Annotated in this window: 14 protein-coding genes; 9 read left to right on the forward strand and 5 right to left on the reverse strand. The window is 60.5% G+C overall.

What is annotated here, in order from left to right; translation table 11 throughout:
* A complete protein-coding gene (locus FJQ55_RS02715) occupies window positions 1-1,686 on the forward strand; it encodes a sensor histidine kinase (RefSeq protein WP_140826182.1) in 1,686 nt (561 codons plus the stop codon).
* Window positions 1,687-1,744: 58 nt separating this feature from the next.
* Window positions 1,745-1,996 (forward strand): hypothetical protein, encoded by a 252-nt coding sequence (locus FJQ55_RS02720; protein WP_246085006.1) that lies wholly within the window; start codon window positions 1,745-1,747, stop codon window positions 1,994-1,996.
* A gap of 43 nt (window positions 1,997-2,039) precedes the next feature.
* Here the strand turns inward: FJQ55_RS02720 and FJQ55_RS02725 are convergent, their stop codons facing one another.
* Window positions 2,040-2,336 (reverse strand): hypothetical protein, encoded by a 297-nt coding sequence (locus tag FJQ55_RS02725; protein WP_140826183.1) that lies wholly within the window; start codon window positions 2,334-2,336, stop codon window positions 2,040-2,042.
* Between the two features lie 100 nt (window positions 2,337-2,436).
* On the opposite strand from FJQ55_RS02725, the gene FJQ55_RS02730 reads away from it, so the two are divergent.
* Together FJQ55_RS02730 and FJQ55_RS02735 are read left to right on the forward strand one after the other, a co-directional pair.
* Window positions 2,437-2,712: a hypothetical protein gene (locus FJQ55_RS02730; RefSeq protein ID WP_140826184.1), complete on the forward strand. Its 276-nt coding sequence runs from the start codon at window positions 2,437-2,439 to the stop codon at window positions 2,710-2,712.
* A complete protein-coding gene (locus FJQ55_RS02735; protein WP_140826185.1) occupies window positions 2,709-2,924 on the forward strand; it encodes a hypothetical protein in 216 nt (71 codons plus the stop codon). Before FJQ55_RS02730 ends, FJQ55_RS02735 begins: the two co-directional genes overlap by 4 nt.
* Window positions 2,925-2,998: 74 nt before the next feature.
* On the opposite strand, the gene glgA is transcribed toward FJQ55_RS02735, so the two are convergent.
* Both glgA and FJQ55_RS02745 read right to left on the reverse strand, forming a co-directional pair.
* On the reverse strand, window positions 2,999-4,450 hold the full coding sequence (glgA, locus tag FJQ55_RS02740; RefSeq protein WP_167507717.1) for a glycogen synthase GlgA: 1,452 nt from the start codon (window positions 4,448-4,450) through the stop codon (window positions 2,999-3,001).
* A 128-nt stretch (window positions 4,451-4,578) separates the two neighbouring features.
* Window positions 4,579-4,842 (reverse strand): DUF2934 domain-containing protein, encoded by a 264-nt coding sequence (locus tag FJQ55_RS02745; RefSeq protein ID WP_140826187.1) that lies wholly within the window; start codon window positions 4,840-4,842, stop codon window positions 4,579-4,581.
* A gap of 285 nt (window positions 4,843-5,127) precedes the next feature.
* Between FJQ55_RS02745 and ku (FJQ55_RS02750) the strand changes: the two genes are divergently transcribed.
* Window positions 5,128-5,937 (forward strand): non-homologous end joining protein Ku, encoded by an 810-nt coding sequence (ku, locus tag FJQ55_RS02750; protein ID WP_140826188.1) that lies wholly within the window; start codon window positions 5,128-5,130, stop codon window positions 5,935-5,937.
* 11 nt (window positions 5,938-5,948) lie between these two features.
* Here ku (FJQ55_RS02750) and ligD read toward each other — a convergent pair whose 3' ends face one another.
* Window positions 5,949-8,522, reverse strand: coding sequence for a DNA ligase D (gene ligD, locus FJQ55_RS02755; RefSeq protein ID WP_140826189.1), 2,574 nt, complete (start codon window positions 8,520-8,522; stop codon window positions 5,949-5,951).
* Between the two features lie 2 nt (window positions 8,523-8,524).
* Window positions 8,525-9,379 (reverse strand): non-homologous end joining protein Ku, encoded by an 855-nt coding sequence (gene ku, locus FJQ55_RS02760; RefSeq protein WP_140826190.1) that lies wholly within the window; start codon window positions 9,377-9,379, stop codon window positions 8,525-8,527.
* A 432-nt stretch (window positions 9,380-9,811) separates the two neighbouring features.
* Here ku (FJQ55_RS02760) and FJQ55_RS02765 point away from each other — a divergent pair, with 432 nt between their 5' ends.
* From FJQ55_RS02765 to FJQ55_RS02780, 4 genes are all read left to right on the forward strand, one after another.
* Complete coding sequence (locus FJQ55_RS02765; protein ID WP_140829048.1) at window positions 9,812-11,434, forward strand: globin-coupled sensor protein; 1,623 nt, start codon at window positions 9,812-9,814, stop codon at window positions 11,432-11,434.
* Window positions 11,435-11,567: 133 nt separating this feature from the next.
* Window positions 11,568-11,867 (forward strand): STAS domain-containing protein, encoded by a 300-nt coding sequence (locus FJQ55_RS02770; RefSeq protein WP_062276445.1) that lies wholly within the window; start codon window positions 11,568-11,570, stop codon window positions 11,865-11,867.
* Window positions 11,864-12,229 carry a chemotaxis response regulator CheY1 gene (gene cheY1, locus FJQ55_RS02775; RefSeq protein WP_006726298.1) on the forward strand — a complete coding sequence of 122 codons (366 nt, stop codon included), beginning with the start codon at window positions 11,864-11,866 and terminating at the stop codon, window positions 12,227-12,229. The genes FJQ55_RS02770 and cheY1 overlap by 4 nt, the downstream gene beginning before the upstream one ends.
* 16 nt (window positions 12,230-12,245) lie before the next feature.
* Window positions 12,246-14,507, forward strand: coding sequence for a chemotaxis protein CheA (locus tag FJQ55_RS02780; protein ID WP_140826191.1), 2,262 nt, complete (start codon window positions 12,246-12,248; stop codon window positions 14,505-14,507).
* The last annotated feature ends 3 nt before the right edge of the window (window positions 14,508-14,510 follow it).

The following is a 14,510-nucleotide window of genomic DNA, read 5'->3' on the forward strand; positions in this document are numbered from 1 at the left end:
ATGAAGCGACTGAGACGCTTCCTGCGCAACCTCTTCCCCACCGCATCGATCGGGACTTACCTGACGATCATGGTGGCGCTGTCGACCCTGCCTCTGCTGGGCTTCGCCGCCTTCCTCCTGCTCGAGCTCGAGCGGTCGCAATTCCAGGCTCTTAAAGTCAATGCAGGGCGCGACGCCCAAACCATCGGTCGCAGCATTGAACGCAAGATCTCTGACATGGAAACCACCCTCACGCTCGTTGCCAATTCCCCTGAATTGCGCGAGGGCGATCTCGAAGCTTTCTACAAACGTGTCGGAGCGAGCCTCAAGGGAAGTTCGATGTATGTCTTGCTGGTCCGCCGCGACGGCGAGCAGCTTGTCAACACGCGTATGCCGTGGGGTGCCCCTCTGCGTCCCATGTCCAACATAGCTTCGCTGCAGGACGCGCTGCGGTCTGGAAAGTCCACCCTCTCGGGTGTGTTCTTTGGCGCCACCAGCCAACGCTGGGTCGTCAACTTGACTATGCCGGTGAGTGCTGCGAATCCGGCAGGCGTCGCCGCGGTGGTTCTCACCCAGGATGCAGCAAGTCTGGCAAGTCACACCTCGCGGGAGAATCTACCTCCGCGCTGGTCTGCTGCGCTTCTCGACGACAAGGGCAAGGTGATCGTCGCAAGTGGTGTCGAAGACAGGCCGCCGGGACAAGCCTTTCCTGCCTCATGGCTGGAACTAATGTTCGGCGGAAACAACAACACGGTCTTCTATCAGGATGGAGAGCAATATCTTCTGGGTTATGCCCAGGTGACGGACTGGCCTTGGCGAATTGCAGTATGGGGACCGGTTTCCAGTGCGCAGCAAACCTTTGTGACCGCCTGGAAAAGCCTGCTCCTCGGCAGTCTCGTCATCCTCGCGCTCAGCCTCGCCGTTGCGCTCATCGCTGCACATCAGCTTCGTGCCTCGATCCGCACCATTGCCTGCATGGCCGATCGGATCGGACAAGGCGATATTGTTTCACCGGAACGCACCCGGATTCTGGAGGCAAATAATGTGGCGGTCGCGCTGTCGAACGCCTCGTTTGATCGAGCGGAGGCGGAAGAGCGCATTCATTTCATCCTCCAGGAACTGGTCCACCGGACGAAGAACATCCTCTCGCTGGTTCAGGCGATGATGCGGCAACTTGCGCGCGGCGCAGACAGTGTCGAAGACTTTCAGCGAGCAGTGAGCGGCAGACTGGCTGGACTTGCCCAGTCGATCGAAGCGCTTGCCCGACGGGAGTGGGGCGGCATCCCGCTGGCAACGCTCGTCGACCTGCAAATGGCAACGGTTGTTGGTTCGGACGATCGTGTCGATCGGGGCGGACCTGATCTTCTTGTCAATGCCAGCGCAGTCCAGAACCTAGGGCTCGTCTTTCATGAACTGGCGACCAATTCCGTGAAATACGGCGCATTGTCTGTGCTGGAGGGACGCATTCGGGTGGAATGGGTGATCGAAGGCGAAGGCAGCGAGGAGCCGAAGCTCCGGCTCACATGGACGGAACTGCATGGGCCTCCGGTCGTGGCTCCAGCCCGGCGCGGTTTCGGCTCAACCGTTATCGAGCGTCACGCCGCCAGTTCCTTCTCCGGTGAGGTGACAATGGATTTCGCGTCCACCGGCCTGCGCTGGGTTCTGCTCGCGCCCCTCCACGCCTTCGTCGGTGTCAACAAGCCCTGAGGCGGAACCTTGCAGTCGTTTCGCCTGTTGTCTTTCCAACAGAAGAGGAGAAACGGACATGGCAACCGAACGAGACACTGCCTCTAAGCAGGGATCTGAAGGTAAGAAGGCCCAGCAGATTGAAAAGGACGCCGCAGGCCAGTTTGTCGGCACCCAGCATGGCGGCAAGAGCGACGGTGTCGCAAGCGCAAAGCCGACCGTCGTTACAGGCTCAGAGGACGCCACCGCACACAAGTGGAGCCCAGACAAGAAAGACCCGCCGGACGATTGGGACGCTAATTTCGATCTTCGGGATCCGGACAAGTCCTGATAGTCTGAGCCGCCCGGGCGCCTGTGACGGCCGGGCGAGCATCTTACGATGCCGTACCGTCGGCATTCCCGCTGGTGATCCGGCGAAGCGCCTCCGCCCTCTCCTTGGCAGTGTCGAGAATTTCGCGGATCTCCTCGCTCTTTTCATTGCCGCGCCCAAGGCCGGCAGACGGTGTCGCACCCGGATCTTCCGACCCGTCGCGCAGCAGGACCTCCTGTTCAAGATTCCGCAGCAGATGATTTGAGCCGTCCGGTGCCAGCAGCGCTTCAGTCACCAGCGATATCAGGATCTCACGATGGGCGTTCAACCGTCCCTCGATCATCTGGCTCTCAATCTGCATGATTTCCTCCATTACGTGCTGTTGCGGCTAGGCAAGGGGAACAATGGAGGGCGGCAAATGTTTCCCCATTAACCAAACTATCTCCTGAAAGGACAACACAATGGTCCAGACAGTCCGCCCTCCTCAATGGCGCCGCTACCCCGATCCGCGCGACCGGTTGATCATCGCGCTCTTCGCGCAGCTGGAGGCCGAGCGCCAGACGCGTGAAACGCTTCGGATGGCCCTGCGCTCGGGTGCGCTGGACCCAGCCGTGCTGGAGGCGATCTCGGAAGACCCGGTCCCCGCAACCAGTGACGATATCGCGTCACTGGAACGGAGCATTGCGCTGCGCGGCGGGCCGGTCAGGACTGAACATAGAGGAGAAGACTGGCGATGAAGATCAAAACATTGATGGTGACTGTGGGTCTGCTGAGCATGCTGGCCGCTTGCGGTGACGGAGACGGCACCAGTGGTAGCGCGGGTTCCGGCGCACAGGATACGACGACTTCGGGCACGGTCCCGGCTGGTGAGGTGGACAAGGACCCTACGCCTCAGACGGGGACCGGCGGCCCGAGCCAGAGCACCACAGACGGCCAGACCAGCCAGTAATCAATGAGCCCAAACATGAAGGACCCGGCATCAAGCAATGCCGGGTCCTTTTGTTTTGTCATAACGTCAAAGGCTTAGTGCGTTGCCTGGAACCGCTGTTCAGTCAGCCTGCCGTAGACTTCTGCATAGCTCTCGGCGCTGCGGTCCCACGAATAGTCCGCCCGCATGGCCTGCAGCTGAAGTCGCGCCCATTTGCGTTTGTCCTCATAGGCATCTGCTGCGCGTCTGAGTGCCTGACGCAGACCCTCCGGCCGCACCGGGTGGAACTGGAACCCTGTCGCCGCCCGGGCTGAAAGGGCGGCGTCGTTGGCGTCGATAATGGTTTCGGACAATCCGCCGGTGCGAGACACCACTGGCACACAGCCATACCGCATCGCGTAAAGCTGGGTCAGGCCGCAGGGCTCGAAGCGCGAGGGCTGAATGATCGAGTCCGATCCGCCATGGATGAGGTGCGCAGTGGGCTCATTGTAGCCGACGCTGACCGCCATCTTGCCAGGGAAGCGAGCGGCCGTTTCCTTTAGAGCGTTCTCGATTGCATGGTCCCCCTGGCCAAGAACGATCAGCCTGCCGCCGCGATAAAATATCTCGTCAGCGACTTCGGCCAGCATGTCCATGCCCTTCTGCCAGGTCACGCGCGTCACGGCGGAAAACAATGGGCCGTCACCGGGCTGCAGGTTGAAACGCTCCAGCAGTAGGGCCTTGTTGTTCTTCTTGTTGCGAAGCGTTTTCATGTCGAAACGGAAGGGGAGGTAGGGATCTGTCGATGGATTCCAGACCTCGTTGTCGATGCCGTTGACGATGCCTTGGAGGCGGTCGATCCGGGTGTTCAACACGCCATCAAGGCCCATTCCGAAAGTCGGCGACAAGATCTCACGGGCATAGGTGGGGCTTACCACCGTGATGTGATCGGCAGTCATAAGCCCACCCTTGAGGTAGCTGATGTCGCCGAAATATTCCATCGAGTCGACGGAAAAGACCTCCGGCGGAAGGCCGATAAGGGGCAGCAGGTCGGAAGAATACTGGCCCTGGAAGGCAAGATTGTGGATCGTCAGCACCACCGGGACCGGCGATCCCATCTGACGCAGATAGACGGAGGTCAGAGCAGACTGCCAGTCATGCGTATGCACAAGATCCGGTCGCCAGCCGGGCAGGGCACCCGCAGCGATCTCCGCGCCGGCGAGTGAGAGCACAGCGAACCGCTTCCAGTTGTCGTGGTGATCGTAGCCGTTTTCGTCAACATAGGGACCTCCTGGCCGGTCGTAGAGATCGGGCGCGTCCAAAACGAAGAGGCTGATACCGTCGATTTCGAGATGACGCAGGGTCGCCTTTTCTCCCAGCAGATCATCGAACTCCATGAGCGGCGGATGGAGCCGCGCGAGGGCGAGGATGGAGGGATAGCCGGGGATGAGCGTATGGGTTTCAATGCCGAAAGTCGCCAATGCCTTTGGCAAGGCACCGGTTACATCGGCGAGACCGCCGGTCTTCACGAGCGGATAGATCTCAGAGGTTACCGCCAGCACGTGCAAAGGGACACGGGTCACGGCACGCCGCCGGTTTGCCACCTCATCCTCTTCACGATAATAGGCTTCCCTGACCCTTTGAATGAACTGGGCCCTGCTGAGGGCGAGTGTGAGATCGACTCCTGCCACTGTCGTTACCCCTTCCGGCTTTTCGCAGACTTGCGTCGCGGTTGAACGGCTTCTTCGGTAATGATCAGCCCTTCCTCCTCGGCCGACACCTGTGCCTGAGCGATACGCCGCTCCGCCTTTTCGGTCGTCTGTGTGGCGGCATCTTGCAGCCTTTCCCAGTCATTCAGGGCGGTCAGCCAGTGTGCCTCGTGCTCGCCGTCCGGGCGGCCGTTCTCTTCCCAAAGCGCGTAGGCGCGCCTGGCAATCCAGTCGTAGTCTCGTTCAGGCATGGCAATTCTCCGTCGTCGCCGCTGGCCCGGCTCCACGGGAATGACCTTCTCGATAGGGCGCGGTCTCGTCGCGCCCACCGCACCGGAATGATCGACCTCGGTACCCCCATACCTCTGGCCGATCCCCGGGTTGTCACTCAAGGGGAACAGGCATCAGGAGAACGCAACCGCGAAGAAACGGTTCCCGGCGCAACCACCAATTTGATCGAGAACGGAACTCTTCCGGCAACGCCGCGTTTCCCGGGGCAGGCCCGAGCACAGGTGGCGCGCAGGGGAGAGAGCTACGTGGCACAAAGAGCGTTCTGGAAAGGCTATTTGAAGCTATCGCTGGTCACCTGCCGAGTGGCCATGACACCGGCCGTCACCGAAAGCAACAAGCTTCGCTTTCACAACATGAATCGCAAGACGGGTAACCGTGTCGTCAATCAATATGTCGATGCCGAGACGGGGAAGCCGGTTGACGACGAAGATCAGGTCAAGGGTTACGCCCGGGGCGAGGATGATTACGTCCTTTTCGAGGACGAGGAACTTGAAGACGTCGGCCTCGAAAGCACCCGCACCATCGACATCGAAAGCTTCGTACCGCAGAGCTCGATCGGCTGGATCTGGTATGACAGCCCACATTTCCTCGCTCCCGCAGACAAAGTGAGCGAAGAAGCGTTTGCGGTCATTCGCGAAGCCATGCGCAAGACTCAAACCGGTGGCATCGCCCGCCTGGTCCTTTATCGGCGCGAGCATTCCGTACTGCTCGTTCCCCGCGACAACGGAATGGTGGTCTGGACGCTTCGCTATGGCGATGAGGTTCGAGATGCTGATCCCTTCTTCGCAAAATCCGGCGAGGAAGCTCCGGCGGCTCGCGCCAAGACCATGATGAAAAAGCTGGTCGAAGCGCGTTTGCGCGACTGGACGCCGAAGCTGGTTCAAGACCCTGTAGAAGAGCGGCTGCACGAGATCATTGCGATGCGCAGCAAGAAATCGAAGCGCAGCAAACCGAAGGAAACGCCCGAGCCGGAGCGCAAGAATAATGTCATCGATATTATGGAAGCGCTTCGCCGCAGCCTTGCCTCCGAAAAGAAGACTGCGCCCCGCAAATAAGTCGGGTTGCTCTAGCGCTTGCGGCGACCCTTGGGGGCAACGGTTGCGATGGGCGCCTCTGCCTTGCGGAAGTCGGCCCACGGATCGTTATCCAGATGCTCAAGCCGGCTCGGCGTATTCTCTACCGTGAAATAATTCGGCCCGATCCCTGGCCCCAGCTCCTCGAACGACAGCGGCATCGACACAGGCGCGCCGTCGCGGGCGCGCGTCGAATACGGTGCGACGGCTGTATTGCCCCGACCGTTGCGCAGATAGTCGATGAGGATCTTGCCAGGGCGTTTCGCCTTGCTAATCGTCGCGACATAATCTTCAGGGCTGTCGGCGGCCATGCCATCGGCAAGCGCCTTCATCGCCGCTTTCACCGCCGGCCACTCCGCCTTCGGTTTCACGGGTGCCACCACATGCAGGCCCTTGCCGCCGGATGTCTTGACGAAGCCGGTGAGGCCCATGTCCTCGAACCGCTGCCGCACTTCGAAGGCAGCCTTGATCACGCGCTCCCAACTGACGTCCGGACCGGGGTCGAGGTCGATATTGACCATGTCAGGCCGCTCCAGATCGCCCCCACGCGACCCCCAGGGATGGATCTCCAAGGCAGCCCCCTGCACGAGAGCCAACAGGCCGTCGAGATCGTGAATGCCGACGAGTGCCTCCTCGTCCTTCGGATCACGAATGGTGATGATTTCCTTGCGCATGCCCCGCCAGCCGTGTTTCTGGAAGAAGCAGGTGCCTGAATGACCCTCCGGGCATCGCAACAAGGCGAGCGGCCGGTCGACAATGAAGGGCGCGATCCGCGGCCAGACCTGGACATAATAGTCGGCAAGGCCTTCTTTTGTGACGCCGGCTTCCGGCCAGTAGAGCCTGTCTGGATGGGTCAGAGGAACGCTGCGTTTCGCCGCGGCCCCGGCCGCAGCGCGTGCCTTGCTTGAGGGTTTCTCCCCTGTCTTCGGTTCGCTTTCCTGGATGACCTCACTCGCTTTCTTGTCTTCGCGCAGTCCCCGGAATGACGCGTGCCGAAGATGCGCGTCCCCGGTCCAGCCGCGGAATTCGACTTCCGCCACGAGGTTGGGAGCGACGAAAACGGCATCCTTCCGCTCCGGTCCGGTCAGCTTTTGGGCAAAGGAGCTCTTAGCCTGTACCAGGGGCTGAAGCCGCTGGAACAACTGTCTTGCGAGGCTCTGGCTGTAACCTGTCCCAACGCGGCCGACATGGCGCAACCCGCCCTTATCGTTTACGCCCATGATCAGGGAACCGATGGCCTTTTCCGAGACGGACGAAGGGACATAACCCCCGATCACCAGTTCCTGACGCGCCGTACATTTTGACTTGACCCAGTCACGTCCGCGGCCGGAGCGATAGGGTGCGTCGGCAACCTTGGAGATCACGCCCTCAAGGCTGAGGCGACAGGCATGTTTTAAGACGAGATCACCACTCTCATCGAAATGAGAGGAATACTTGAGCGGCCCGTCGACTTCTGAGAGCAGAGGCTCCAGGAGAGACTTGCGATCCATCAGCGAAACGCCGGTGAGATCCTGTCCGTCAAGATGCATCAGATCGAAGATGTAGTAGACAAAGCGGTCGCTGCGCCCGTCGCTGAGATCGGCCTGTAAAAGAGAGAAATCGCTGCTGCCATTGCCGGTCTCGACCACGATCTCGCCATCGAGCAGTGCCGTCTGAACAGGTAGGCCCTTCAATGCTGTGTGGATCGCCTCGCCAAAACGTTCGGTCCAGTCGAGCCCTGTGCGGGTGAGAAGCTTGATCTCGCCATGATCGATCCGGGCTTCCATCCGATAGCCGTCGAGCTTGATCTCATGCAGCCAACGGCCTCCCTTAGGCACGGACTTGACCAGTGTTGCGAGCGCCGGTGGAACGAAGTCCGGTAATTGTCCTGGCTTCGCGCCTTTAATCTTATCAGCCGCTTCGGGCGCTGAGGCAGCCTTCACTGCCGCGACTTTCGACTTGCTGTTGGTCCTGGCCGCCCCCTTCGTCTCGGTGCCGCGAGAGTTCCAAACCTTTGCCTTCCCGTCGCCTTTCAGGCTCTCGATCGGGCGCCCGCTTTTCACCGACAGCGGCATTTCCTCGATGATGTCAGGGTCATCCGCAGCGCGAGCAAACTCGTCATCTCCCTTGATCAGCAGCCAGTTTTCCCGCGTTTCGCCCTCTCGGCCCGCCATCCGCACCAGATGCCAGTGGCCGTGCAGCTTTTCTCCCTCGAGGGAGAATTCCAGATGCCCCTTCTTGTAACCCTTCGCCGGATCATGAAGTGGTTCCCAGCAGCCACGGTCCCAGACGATCACCTCGCCCGATCCGTATTGTCCGGGTGGTATGACGCCTTCGAAATCGCCGTAAGCCAGCGGATGATCCTCGACATGCACCGCGAGCCGCTTCTCGCCGGGAACCAGACTCGGACCGCGCGTCACTGCCCAGCTTTTCAGCACCCCGTTCATTTCCAGGCGGAAATCATAGTGCAGCCGGCGAGCGGCGTGCTTCTGGATGACGAAGCTGTTGCCTTTCGTTTTCACCGCGGCCGCCTTCGGCTCCGGCGTTGCCTTGAAATCGCGCTTGCGCCGATACTCCGACAGCGACATGGTCAGCTAGCCTTCTTCTGCCGCGCTGCGGGCGCGGGTGTCTTGCGGTCTTTTGCGGGCCTGCCCGTGGCTTTGGTGTCGCTGGCGGCACCTGCGCTTTTACGCAGCGCGTCCAGAAGACTCGTCACATTCGCCGCCTTGCGTTTCGGCAATTTCTTCGGCTTGCGCCCCGCAATCTTGGCACGCACCAGCTCAGCCAGCGCTTCTTCATAGCGGTCTTCGAAGCCCGCTGGGTCGAAGGTACCCATCTTTGTATCGATGATGTGGCGCGCCAGAGCGAGCATTTCGGGATCGATCTTCAATTTCCGAATTTCGCCGAAACTTTCCGCCGGATCGCGCACTTCGTAATCGTAATTCAAGGTTGTCGCGATGAGGCCCCGACCCTGCGGGCGGATCAACACACTGCGAACCCGGCGGAAAAGCACGGTCTGTGCCACCGCAGCCACCTTGGCCGCCTCCATGCTGTCCCGGATCAGGTCATAGGCCTCGATAGACTGGGCATCGGCCGGCGCCAGGAAATAGGGGCGCTCGAGATAAAGCGTATCAATCTCCGAACAGGGCAGAAACGCCGACATTTCAAGCCGCTTGTCACTATCGGGCACGGCCTGCCGGATCTCGTCGGCTTCCAGTATCACCGTCTTGCCGTCAGCTTGATCATATCCTTTGACGAGGTCATCCTTGTCGACTGGCTTGCCGGTGTCCTCGTCGACATATTGCCGCCGTACACGGTTGCCGGTGTCCCGGTTGATGATGTGAAACGATGTGCGTTCCTGCGCATCGATCGCGGAATGGAGCGCGACTGCGCATCCCACGTCTCCGATCGCCAGATATCCTTTCCAGATCGCCCGTGCACTCACGTCCAACTCCCGATGTTTCGCATCGAACGAGTGCCGAGACAGCTTTGTTCCACTGTGCTGCTTTGTGCGGAAAGCATGGCCTCAGACGGCCCAAACAAAAATGATCGCTAATATTAGCTGCATCAGGACAACGTTGGAGCGTTATTAACCTTCAGGCAAGGAATTAACCATAAACATGAGTGGACACGTCGGAGTGGGACTCACCTCGAGTTTCCTTCGGGCATGACGCCGTCCCGTCGTACCGGTTTTGGTCCGGTTTGAAATGTTCATGGAATTTGTTCGACGAAACACCTGTCCCTGACGCGGATGGCAACGGAGACGTCATGTCTTCGCTCCTCCCGGTCATGTCGAACAGGGAACGCGCCGAACCGACGGGGAAGCACCGGTCTCTAAAGAGCCGGCGGCGATGCGGTAGGAATGACAAGTCAGGGCATGTCGACGGAGCGGGCGGCGGGATCACAGGCGGGAAGCCTGCGCGACCGGCTGCGCTTTGCCGGCCTCGACGAAGCCCAGTGCGACCTGCTTCGCCAGAATCGTCACCTGCTCTCACCGCAATTGAAGACCGCTCTTCGTGATCTCTTTCAGCGCCTGCAAACGTCACCCGATGCGGCCCGCGTCTTTACCAGTGAGCGGCAATACGACCGTCTTCACGATCTTCTGTCCTCCCACTGGGACGTGCTGACCGATGCCCGCTTCGATGCTCTCTATGCAGAGCGGGTTAAGGTTCTCTCCGACAGCGAAAGCCGCATGGGTCTCGATCCGCGCTGGCACATCGCGGGCCATGCTGTGGTGCTGGAACATCTCGTCATGGCCGTCGTCTCCGAGGCCAGCGGCTCCGGCCTGCTGCCCTCCAGTCGACGCAAGCAGCGCGAGATAACAGATCTCGTCGGCTCTCTCATTCGGCTGGTCATGGTCGATGTCGAAATCGCCGTCTCGCTGCGCTTCAACGAACTACGCCTCAAGCATCACCGCGACCTCGCCGCGCAGCGGGCCGAAGACCGCGCCGAGTTCGAGGCGATCTTCCGACCTGTCATCGATGGACTTGCAGAAGGTGACCTGACCGTCCGCATCGCCGCAGACGTGCCCGACGCCTTTTCCGACCTGTCCACGCGCATGAACGATGCCCTCGAACACTTGCAGTCTGCCTTCCTGGCGTCCGAGGAGAAGCTGGTGCGCGCCCGGGGCACAACCGAGCAACTGGCACAGGCTGCCCAGGATTACGCAGGGCGCGTGGATGTCCAGTCAGAGGCGCTCAACGAAACAGGTCGCGCCCTCGAAACATTGACGGCCGGCGTCCGCGATAGCGTTGCCCGCACGAGAAAGGCCGAAGGGAGCGTCGCCGCCACCCGCCAGTCGGTCGAAGCGAGCGGCCGGGTGGTCGGCGAAGCGATCGCCGCCATGGCCGACATCGAAACCTCGGCGGAACAGATCGGCCACATCATCGGCGCGATCGACGAGATCGCCTTCCAGACCAATCTTCTCGCCTTGAATGCGGGGATCGAGGCCGCCCGTGCCGGAGATAGCGGCCGTGGCTTCGCAGTTGTTGCTCAGGAAGTCCGGGCGCTGGCACAGCGCTCTGCAGATGCCGCTCGGGAGATCAAGTCCCTTGTCACGACGACGAAGAACCAGGTTTCGGCCGGCGTTGACATGGTTGCAAGAACCCAAGGCGCCATTGCCGATATCGTGGTGCAGGTCGGAGACATCAGCGGCACCGTGTCCGATCTCGCCCGTGAAACCGATCTGCATGCTGGTGAACTCGGTAGCCTGACCTCAACGGTGGCCGGGATCGGCGTTGACCTTTCCGGCACGGCCGATCTTGCCCGTGGCGCCAGCCAGGGCTCGCAGGATCTGCATGCCGTCATTCTCGAACTCGGTGCGACGATCCGCGAATTCCACATCGAGCGCCAGTCGCGTGCTCCCCGGAGTTCACCGCAGATTCAGATCTCTGGCGGGCGCAACGGCGCAGGCACGGGAATGCAGCCAACTGCGACACACGCGGAGACGCTGGAAGAAGACTTTGGAATGTCCTTCCCACTCGCAGGGCTGGGAGGTTGAGAAGATTGTTTACCACCATACGCTACAACAGGATTCGACGGGCGTGCAATCCGATCAGAGCGGCGGTGAAAAGTTCAACCGCTGAAGGCTGTTCGCATGGTTGCGGGGGCACCGTGAGACAAGGAAAGAAATGATGGCAAGTAAGAAAGGCGAACAGAAAGGTCTGAAACTGGCTGCGGTATTGGATCTGAACGAGGCATCCAATCTCAAGGCCAATCTTCTGGCCATGCGCGGTGCACCTCTCACCATCGATGCCTCGGGCGTCGAGCGGCTTGGCGCCCAATGTGCACAGGTTCTGCTGGCAGCAGCCAAGGCCTGGGAAGTCGACAAGCATCCCTTCTCGTTTGGAAAGGCCTCGGAGGCTTTTCTCAAAACCCTTCAATTGATTGGCGTGAATATCGATCATCTGCTCGCTAAGGAGATCCGGCAGTGAAGAAAAAAGTACTTACAGTGGATGACTCCAGAACCATTCGGAACATGCTTCTGGTCACCTTGAACAACGCAGGCTTCGAAACCATCCAGGCCGAAGACGGCGTTGAGGGTCTGGAAGTTCTCGAAGAATGCAATCCCGACGTTATCGTGACCGATATCAACATGCCGCGTCTCGACGGCTTCGGCTTCATCGAAGGCGTGCGCCGCAACGAGAAGTATCGCGCAGTTCCGATCCTGGTCCTCACCACGGAAAGCGATGCCGAAAAGAAGAACCGGGCTCGCCAGGCTGGCGCTACCGGCTGGATCGTCAAGCCGTTCGATCCGACCAAGCTGATCGATGCCATTGAGCGTGTAACCGCCTAAGCCAGGAATTTTTCCTATGGATATGAACGAAATCAAAGAGATCTTCTTCCAGGAATGCGAGGAGCAGCTTGCGGAACTGGAATCCGGTCTTCTGAAAATGAATGACGGAGATCGCGATCCGGAAACGGTCAATGCCGTGTTCCGGGCCGTTCACTCCATCAAGGGCGGCGCTGGCGCTTTCGGTCTCGACGACCTGGTAGCCTTCGCGCACGTCTTTGAAACGACTCTTGATTGCGTTCGATCCAACAAGCTGGACCCTGGCCCCGAAGTCATGAAGGTCATGCTGAAGTCGGCCGACGTTCTCGCCGACCTGGTGACCGCATCCCGCGATGGTATCGGTGTCGATCCGGGCCGTTCGAGCGGCCTCGTCAAGGAACTCGAAGCGCTGGCCAATGGCGAGGTGCCAGCTCCTTCCGCAGCTCCTGTCGCAGCTCCAGCTCCGAAACCGGTCGCAGCCGCCCCCGCGCCGTCTGACGACAGCGGCTTCCAGCCCATTCCCTTCACCTTCGATGGCTTCGGTGGCGAAGAAGAGCAGACCGTCGTTGCTTCGACTTTCGATGTCACCTTCAAGCCGCGTCGTGAGCTCTATTCCAAGGGCAACGAGGCAGCTCTCCTGCTCAGAGATCTGTCGCGCCTTGGCGAGATGAGCATCCACTGCGACACCGATGGGCTGCCGCCGCTCGACGAGATGGATCCGGAAGCTGCCTATTTCAGCTGGAAGATCCAGATTACTGCCGAAAAGGGTGAAGAGGGCATTCGCCAGGTCTTTGAATTTGCCGAGTGGGATTGCGACCTCGAAATCAAGGTTGTCGAGGCGGAAACGAAGGCGCCCGGCGAAGAACTACCGATGGTTCCGGTTCCGTTTGATCTCTCGGCTCTCGACGAAGGTCCGGAGCCTGATGGTGACAACGGTACGCAGGAGGCTGTCACGGCCGCCGTTGCAGCCGCAGAAACCGCATCCAACGTCATGAAGATGGCGGCCGGTGCCGCAAAGCCTGAAAAGAAGGAATCGCCGGCAGCTGCCGCCGCCGCTGCTGCCGCTGCCGCAGCCGCCCAGGCCAACAGCGCCGCTGGTCAGACCATCCGTGTCGATCTCGACCGCGTCGACCGCCTGATCAACCTGGTGGGCGAGCTCGTCATCAACCAGGCGATGCTCTCGCAGAGCGTCATCGAGAACGATGCGACCGGCACCTCGGCCGTCAACATGGGCCTCGACGAGCTGCAGCAGCTCACCCGCGAGATCCAGGATTCGGTCATGGCAATCCGCGCGCAGCCGGTGAAGCCCGTCTTCCAGCGCATGTCGCGCATTGTCCGCGAAGTGGCCGACATGGTCGGCAAGTCGATCCGCCTGGTCACGGAAGGTGAAAACACCGAAGTCGACAAGACGGTCATCGACAAGCTCGCCGAGCCTTTGACCCACATGATCCGCAATGCCGTCGACCACGGCATCGAAACCCCGGAAAAGCGTGCTGCCGCCGGCAAGAACCCGGAAGGCACGGTCAAGCTGACGGCGAAGCATCGCTCGGGCCGTATCGTCATCGAACTCGTCGACGACGGCGCCGGCATCAACCGCGAACGTGTCCGCCAGAAGGCCATCGACAACGATCTGATTGCCGCCGATTCAAACCTGACGGACGAAGAGATCGACAACCTGATCTTTGCGCCTGGCTTCTCCACGGCAGACAAGATCTCGGACATCTCCGGCCGCGGCGTCGGCATGGACGTCGTCAAGCGCTCGATCCAGGCTCTGGGTGGTCGTATCTCGATCACCTCGCGTCCGGGCCAGGGCTCGACCTTCACCATGAGCCTTCCGCTGACCCTCGCCGTCCTCGACGGCATGGTGGTCACAGTGGCAGGTCAGACCCTCGTCGTTCCCTTGACGGCGATCGTCGAAACCCTGCAGCCGGAAGCGCAGAATATCCACTCCTTCGGTGCCAATCAGCGCCTGATCTCGATCCGCAACTCCTTCTGCCCGCTGGTAGACGTCGGCCGGATCCTGAACTTCCGCGGCACCCAGGCAAATCCGATGGAAGGCGTTGCCCTCCTGGTCGAATCCGAAGGTGGTGGTCAGCGCGCCCTCATGGTCGATGCGATCCAGGGACAGCGTCAGGTCGTCATCAAGTCGCTTGAAGCGAACTACACCCACGTGCCGGGTATCGCTGCTGCAACCATCCTCGGTGATGGCCGCGTCGCGCTGATCCTTGATGTGGATGCCGTCGTCGCCGCTTCCCGCGGTCAGTCACTCAGACAGGAAATGTCACTCGCCGTCGCAGGGTAATCG

Origin of the sequence: Rhizobium glycinendophyticum (genome assembly GCF_006443685.1) — a bacterium.
GTDB classification, from domain to species: domain Bacteria; phylum Pseudomonadota; class Alphaproteobacteria; order Rhizobiales; family Rhizobiaceae; genus Allorhizobium; species Allorhizobium glycinendophyticum.

Excerpts from the sequence above, each read along its gene's own strand:
- ligD (WP_140826189.1), bottom strand. The coding sequence starts at position 8,522 with ATGTCGCTGTCGGAGTATCGGCGCAAGCGCGATTTCAAGGCAACGCCG.
- FJQ55_RS02730 (WP_140826184.1), top strand. The coding sequence starts at position 2,437 with ATGGTCCAGACAGTCCGCCCTCCTCAATGGCGCCGCTACCCCGATCCG.
- FJQ55_RS02770 (WP_062276445.1), top strand. The coding sequence starts at position 11,568 with ATGGCAAGTAAGAAAGGCGAACAGAAAGGTCTGAAACTGGCTGCGGTA.
- FJQ55_RS02720 (WP_246085006.1), top strand. The coding sequence starts at position 1,745 with ATGGCAACCGAACGAGACACTGCCTCTAAGCAGGGATCTGAAGGTAAG.
- FJQ55_RS02780 (WP_140826191.1), top strand. The coding sequence starts at position 12,246 with ATGGATATGAACGAAATCAAAGAGATCTTCTTCCAGGAATGCGAGGAG.
- FJQ55_RS02715 (WP_140826182.1), top strand. The coding sequence starts at position 1 with ATGAAGCGACTGAGACGCTTCCTGCGCAACCTCTTCCCCACCGCATCG.
- FJQ55_RS02725 (WP_140826183.1), bottom strand. The coding sequence starts at position 2,336 with ATGCAGATTGAGAGCCAGATGATCGAGGGACGGTTGAACGCCCATCGT.
- FJQ55_RS02765 (WP_140829048.1), top strand. The coding sequence starts at position 9,812 with ATGTCGACGGAGCGGGCGGCGGGATCACAGGCGGGAAGCCTGCGCGAC.
- FJQ55_RS02735 (WP_140826185.1), top strand. The coding sequence starts at position 2,709 with ATGAAGATCAAAACATTGATGGTGACTGTGGGTCTGCTGAGCATGCTG.
- FJQ55_RS02745 (WP_140826187.1), bottom strand. The coding sequence starts at position 4,842 with ATGCCTGAACGAGACTACGACTGGATTGCCAGGCGCGCCTACGCGCTT.